Source organism: Candidatus Symbiopectobacterium sp. NZEC135, from assembly GCF_025962695.1.
In genome coordinates this window covers 1-685 of sequence record NZ_JAGFPF010001154.1, presented here as the reverse complement: position 1 = coordinate 685, position 685 = coordinate 1, and the positions used below count along the sequence as shown (strand labels likewise).

Below are 685 nucleotides of genomic sequence, written 5' to 3'. Positions count from 1 at the left end.
AGCTGCTCATGACAAATATTCATGCCGGTGGCTCCTTCTCATGCGTCATCGGTGTTGCCGCATCATTGGGCGTTGAACGGCGCATCATCTTGGCGATGAAATAAATTCCTGTCATTAACACCATGAGTAGCGCAAGTATCAGCGCGCCTTGCCAAACCGTAAAGTCGACAGAACGCACTTTTGTAGGGGGAACGTATTGAATAGCGGGAACAGCAAAAAGCACTACAGAAATGTTTTCATAGCGAATATTACTAAGACTGTTTTTAATCAGTGACTTTACCTGCGAAATAAATACGCTTTCATCAATATTTCCCTTATGAGTAATGATCACACCGACATGATCGGAGGTGAAACGATTGGCGGCATCATTGCTAAATAATGGGTAACTGATGTGGACTTTCGCATTTACCACCTGGCTAATAATGCGTAATGACTGTTCAAGGCGTTGCTCTTGCAGTGATATGACCCTGGCCTGCTCTGCGTTGGGAGACGCTACCAATGCGCTCTCCGGGAATGCCTGCCCGATTTGTACATCACCTGACCAGGGCAACTGGTAGAGATTGATAATCGATAATGCAGCAGTGGCCTCAGCCCGGTTAATGGTGATCGTGTAGCCGCCTTTCCCACCGCCTTGCTTTTGGGCCGCAATATCGTATTGCTGTAAAACAGCCAACACCTGATTTGC

At 47.2% G+C, this 685-nt stretch carries 1 protein-coding gene; it reads right to left on the bottom strand.

The annotated features are described in order from the left end of the window. Positions 1-19 precede the first annotated feature (19 nt). The coding region (gene sctJ, locus J5224_RS33035; protein ID WP_264629130.1) for a type III secretion system inner membrane ring lipoprotein SctJ at positions 20-685 on the bottom strand (666 nt) is incomplete at its 5' end.